The sequence below is a fragment of the Arthrobacter sp. 2YAF22_2 genome (genome assembly GCF_052114645.1).
Classification (GTDB): Bacteria; Actinomycetota; Actinomycetes; order Actinomycetales; family Micrococcaceae; genus Arthrobacter.
In genome coordinates, this window is the sequence record NZ_JBFRFD010000240.1 from 1 (window position 1) to 5462 (window position 5462).

The 5462-nt window shown below is 71.7% G+C and carries 5 protein-coding genes; all 5 read right to left on the reverse strand.

Features of this window, described 5'->3' with window-relative positions; all coding sequences use genetic code 11:
- Positions 1-830: ferrochelatase (locus tag AB4Y86_RS11045; RefSeq protein ID WP_441402279.1), on the reverse strand; the 830-nt coding region annotated here is incomplete at its 3' end.
- Entirely contained in the window at positions 827-1543 is a 717-nt protein-coding gene (hemQ, locus tag AB4Y86_RS11050; protein ID WP_441402280.1) for a hydrogen peroxide-dependent heme synthase, read from the reverse strand. The genes hemQ and AB4Y86_RS11045, both read right to left, overlap by 4 nt.
- Before the next feature lie 236 nt (positions 1544-1779).
- Entirely contained in the window at positions 1780-2547 is a 768-nt protein-coding gene (locus tag AB4Y86_RS11055; protein WP_441402281.1) for a hypothetical protein, read from the reverse strand.
- A gap of 119 nt (positions 2548-2666) precedes the next feature.
- Positions 2667-4184 (reverse strand): protoporphyrinogen oxidase, encoded by a 1518-nt coding sequence (gene hemG / locus AB4Y86_RS11060; RefSeq protein WP_441402282.1) that lies wholly within the window; start codon positions 4182-4184, stop codon positions 2667-2669.
- Between the two features lie 4 nt (positions 4185-4188).
- Positions 4189-5337: a uroporphyrinogen decarboxylase gene (gene hemE, locus AB4Y86_RS11065; protein ID WP_441402283.1), complete on the reverse strand. Its 1149-nt coding sequence runs from the start codon at positions 5335-5337 to the stop codon at positions 4189-4191.
- Positions 5338-5462: the final 125 nt, after the last annotated feature.

Here is a 5462-nt window from a genome sequence, read left to right on the forward strand (position 1 = left end):
AGCCAGGGCACATGCGGGGCGCCGGAACGCGACTGGTACACGAGGGACCACGGCGCGGTGTCGCCGGTCTCGGCTTCGACCCGGCGGATGACCTCGGTGCCGGTCGCTAGGTGCTGGGCCACGTAGGCGGAGTCCTGCTCGAACTGGCGGGGTTCGGCCTCGGAGCGGCCGGCGGCTTCGGCGTCGCGGGTGGGGATGGAGTGGGTCGCGAACAGGATATGGACCGGTGCGTCCGGGGTGCCCGCCGCGGCCAGCTGTGCGCGGACGTCGGCGAGGCCGGCGGCGGTGCCTTCGATGAACGGCTCCACGAAGCCCGGGTGGTCGAAGTATTGGCGGACCTTGTCCACTTCGAGTTTGCCGTCCAGCCCGGATTCGGTCAGCGCCAGGCCGATGTCCTCACGGTATTGCCGGCAGCTGGAGTAGCAGGAGTAGGCGCTGGTGGTGACCATCAGGACCTTGCGGTGACCGGCGTCGTAGATGTCCTGCAGGGTCTGCGGGATATAGGGGTCCCAGTTGCGGTTGCCCCAAAACACGGGCAGGCCGATGCCGCGGTTGGCGAGTTCAGCCTCCATGGCGGCCTTGAGATTGCGGTTCTGCTGATTGATCGGGCTGATGCCGCCGTTGGCGCGGTAGTGGTGCGAAACCTCTTCGAGCCGTTCGTCCGGGATGCCGCGGCCGCGGGTCACGTTGCGCAGGAACGGGATAACGTCTTCCTGGCCTTCGGGGCCGCCGAAGGAGGCGAGGAGTACGGCGTCGTACTCCTTGGCGGCCAGCCGGCCGGCCTCGGTGACGGGATTATCGGCGGTTACTTGCGGATCCAGCGGGCTCATGCGAGGACCTCGGCAATCTCGACGGCACTGACCCGGCGGCCGGTGTAGAAGGGGACTTCCTCGCGAACGTGGTGCCGGGCGTCGGTGCCGCGCAGGTGGCGCATCAGGTCMACSAGGTCCACGAGCTCCGGGGCTTCGAGGCCCAGGATCCATTCCCAGTCCCCCAGCGCGAAGGAGGACACCGTGTTGGAGATGACCTGCGGGAAGTCGCGGCCCAGCATCCCGTGGTCGCGAAGCATCGCGCCGCGTTCGGCATCCGGCAGCAGGTACCACTCGTAGGAGCGCACGAAGGGGTAGACGCAGAGCCATTCGGCCGGTTCCACGCCGCGGGAGAACGCCGGGGTGTGGTTCTTGGCGAACTCGGCCTCGCGGTGCACGCCCATGGCGGACCACGCGATTTCGGTGYCGGTGAACAGCTTGCTCCGGCGGATGTCGCGCACGGCGCGCTGCAGCGCTTCGGCCTTCGGGCCGTGCAGCCAGATCATGACGTCCGCGTCGGAGCGCATCGCCGAAACGTCGTAGCTGCCGCGGTGGACGACGCCGTCCTCGGCCAGCCGGGCCAAGAGCGCCTCGAAGTCCTCGGCGGCGTCGCCGCTGCGCAGGACGTCGGCAGAACGCTTGAAGACCGTCCAGAGCGTGAAGAACTGCTCGCCGGATTCTTCGGCTGCTGTTTTTCCGGTTTTAGTGACAGATTCGGCAGAAGTGTGGCTCATGGATACCAGTCTGCCCCCTCCCCGGAGCTAAGTCGAAATAGAGCACTTCTACAGCGCGTAGAAGTGCTTAATTTCACACGGGGGGGCGTTGCGGCGTACCGCCGCTCGTCCCCGAACAGGGCAGCCGGCGCCGATCGCCCCCGCCTGAGTGTCCGCAAGCATCGGCGACCGCCCGTTTGCCGCAGATGGCCGCTAACGGACGACCAAAGCGAGGGCCTCCGGAAGAATCGGGCGGCCTACATCCTGCGCAACCGGAGGACGACGGCGCCCGCGCCCAGGGACACGGCCACCAGGCAGATGCCCCAGCCCACCAGGGCGGAGGGGCCGGCCGGGTCGACGGCCGAGGCGGCCTCCATCTCGTCCCCCGACTTGGCGGGGGCCGGCGGGGATGCTGCCGTGGCCGTGGCTGCCGACGTCGTGGCGCCCGACTGGAGCGCTCCGCCCGGGGCTGCCGGAGAGGTGCCCGCAGCGCCGCCGGGGACCGCACTGTCAGGCACCGCGCTGCCGGGGGCTGTCTGGCCCGCGTTTCCGCCGGGGGCGGTGCTGCCGGGCGGCTGGTCCGGTGCCGGGGCCTGCTGGCTGCCCGTCGGCTGGCCGGTTACCGGCGACGCCGACTCGGACGGGACCGGTTGCGGCGCGGAGGTCGTGGGCGCGACCGGCGGAACGGTGGGCCGCCGGGAAGCACGCTGGTCCGGACCCGTCGACGGTGCGGGCGCCGTCGACGTCGGCGGCGACGTGCTTTGAGTCGGGCCGGGAGTGGCGGAGCCGGACGTCGGCGAGGGAGTCGGCCAGGAGCCCAGGAGGCCGCCGAGCACCCCGTCGATGCCGACCGAAATGGAGGCCGACGGCGCGTCCGGGCTGGGCGTCGGCGTGGCGGCGTGTGTGGCAGGAACCCCTGCGGTGAGTGCCAGTACCGCTCCAAGGGCTGCCGCTGCCGCGCCGCGCCGGAGTCCCCCATGGTGGCTGGCCGGCGTCTCTGGAACTTCGGACCTGTGCATAACCATGGTCATCGAGCCTAGCCGCGGAAGGCGCCCGGGGAAAATTTGCCCAAACGGCTGTTTTCCGGGTAGCGGCCTGCTGTAGGAGCCCGAAAAATCCCGCCTCCGGTCTGCTTCTGCGGACCTCAGGGCAGCAGCGCGGCCACCTGCGAAGGGGTGTCGGCGACGATTGCGGCGAGGCCGTTTCCGGAGAGCCAGCCGCCGACGACGGCGAGGCTTCCCTCGGCTGCGCAGAGCCGCCGCACCTGGTCGACGCGCCGTTTGTGGCCGAGCGAGGCGAACGGCAACGCCCCGGACCAGCGCACCACGTCCCAGCCGACGACGGCGGACCGGGACAGCGGGACGGCCAGCAGCGTGGCGGCATCCTCCAGCGCGGCGTCGAACAATTCTTCGTCGGTACCGGGCTCCCGGCGGGCCCGGCCTGCCCCGCCGGCCGGGCTTCCGTCACCTCGTCCGTAGGACAGGCGCAGCACATGCCTGCCGGGCGGGGTGCGCTCGGCCAGCCACGCCCATTTGGCGGTGGCGTGGGTGAGCGCCTTGGCGCGGATGCCGGGGCTTTGCGGGGACACCAGGACTCCGGTGCCGCGCGGTGCGGTATCGAGGTCCGGAGAGTCCAGCACCAGGGTCACCAGCCGCACGTCCGGGCCCGCTGCCGGGCGCAGTTCGGTCAGTCCCGGCAGCGTACCGGCGAGCAGCGCGACGGCAGCCGGACCCTCGACCGCGACGACCAGCCTCTCGGCATCAAACACGGAGCGGCCCGCGGTGACCCGCCAGCCGCCGAGGGTGCGCTGCACCCCGTCCGCACGCGTCCCGCTGAGCAGGGCCACGTCCAGCCCGCGCAGCTCCCGGACCAGCGCGTCGATCAGGGTGTGCATGCCGCCGCGGAGGCCGGCGACCGCGGAACCCGCCTTCTGCAGGCCGGGCCGGGGGGTGCCGGACCGCTGGGCAGCCGGCGTGGCGCCCGTCGGGGCAGTCGCCGACGGGGCGGCTCCCCGGCGCTGGGCGGCCACGGCGGCGGCGAGCGAGCCGTGCGTGCGGATACCGGCACGCAGTCCGGGCGCCACCATATCCACGTCGAGCAGGGCCGGGTCGGCCGAGTGCACCCCGCCGACCACCGGCGAGACGAGCCGGTCCAGCACGCGGCTGCCCATCCGGGCGCGGACCAGTGCGGCAATACTGGTGGACCCGGCCCTCGTGCCCACGGCCGCGGGCAGCAGGGCGTCCAAGGAAGCGCGGAGGGATCCGAGCAGGCCAAGGGAACGCCGGACTTCGGGGTCCCAGGGGTTGGCGGGGATGCCCAGCACGCCGGTCTTGGGCAGCTCCCGCGGCCCCTCGGGCAGCTGGACCCAGGCGCCGCCCGGGTTCGGCGGGACGATTTGCGCGCCGAGGCCCAGTTCCTCGGCCAGCCCGGCCACGGCGGGGGTGCGGGTGGCGAAGGATTCGGCGCCGCTGTCCAGGGTCAGACCTGCCACCACGTGGCTGCCGACACAGCCGCCCCACTCCTCAGTTGCTTCCAGCACCGTGGTCCGGACGCCGGCGCGGGCGAGCTCCCGGGCGGCCAGCAGGCCGGAAATCCCGCCGCCCACCACCACGGCGGTCGGCGCGGCAGAGAGCGCCGCGGAAGAGTCGGCGTCTGTTGCCACGGCGTTACTCCGGGGCGATCGAGTGGATCAGTTCGACGACGCGGGTCAGCACCGCAGCGTCGGTCTCCGGCGGCACTCCGTGGCCCAGGTTCAGTACATGGCCGGGGGCCGAAGCGCCGGCCGCAATGACGTCGCGCACGTGGGCTTCGAGGATCTCCCAGGGCGCGGAGAGCAGCGCCGGGTCGATATTGCCCTGCAGCGGCACGGTGCCGCCGAGCCGGCGGTTCGCCTCGTCCAGCGGCAGACGGTAGTCGACCCCCACGACGTCGACGCCGACGTCGCGCATGGCGACCAGCAGTTCCGAGGTGCCGGTGCCGAAGTGGATCAGGGGTGCGCCGAGGTGCCGGACGTGGTCCAGGGCACGGGCGGATGCCGGGGCCACGAAACGGGTGTAATCGGCCAGTCCCAGCGAGCCGGCCCAGGAGTCGAAGAGCTGGCCCGCAGAGGCGCCGGCTTCCAGCTGGGCGCGGAGGAACAGCCCGGAGGCGTCCGCGGCCCAGTTGGCCAGCGCGGTCCAGGTGTCCGGGTCCGCGTGCATCATGGTGCGCGGGCCGAGGTGGTCGCGGGACGGCTTGCCCTCCACCATGTACGCGGCCAGTGTGAAGGGCGCACCGGCAAAGCCGATCAGCGGGGTGGTGCCGAGTTCTGCCACCGTGAGCCGGACGGCTTCGCGGATCGGTTCCAGGGCTTCCCACGTCAGCTGCGGCAGGGCGGCAACGTCCGCGGCGGTGCGCACCGGTTTCTCCAGCACCGGGCCCACGCCGGGAACGATGTCCACGCCCACGCCGGCCAGCTTGAGCGGGATGACAATGTCCGAGAAGAAGATCGCCGCGTCGACGTCGTGCCGGCGCACGGGCTGCAGGGTGATTTCGGAGGCCAACTCGGGGCGCAGGCAGGAGTCCAACATGGCCACACCTTCGCGCGCCTTGAGGTATTCGGGCAGCGAGCGGCCGGCCTGGCGCATGAACCAGACCGGGCGCCGGGAGGGCTTTCCGCCGCGGTAGGCAGTGATCAGCGGCGAGTCGGCGGTACGGCCATCCATCAGGGGGTGGCCGGCGTCGAGGCCGCTCGTTGCCGTGCCGCTCGTTGCTGAGCCGTCTGATGGAATGCTGTTGGGTGCCGTGCCGTTCGTTGCCGCCGCGCTAGGAGTCATGCCTTTGATTGTGCCGAAAATCGGCCCCAAAAGATAACGACAGCCTGTCAGCTGGGGCGCCGCGGCAGCAGCGGTGGCAGGAATCACAGCCCGGGGTGGGCAGCCCCACGCCCGGCAGTTGTTCT

Bases quoted from the DNA above. Each gene is read 5' to 3' on its own strand.
- AB4Y86_RS11055 (WP_441402281.1), bottom strand. From the start codon at position 2,547: ATGGTTATGCACAGGTCCGAAGTTCCAGAGACGCCGGCCAGCCACCAT.
- hemE (WP_441402283.1), bottom strand. From the start codon at position 5,337: ATGACTCCTAGCGCGGCGGCAACGAACGGCACGGCACCCAACAGCATT.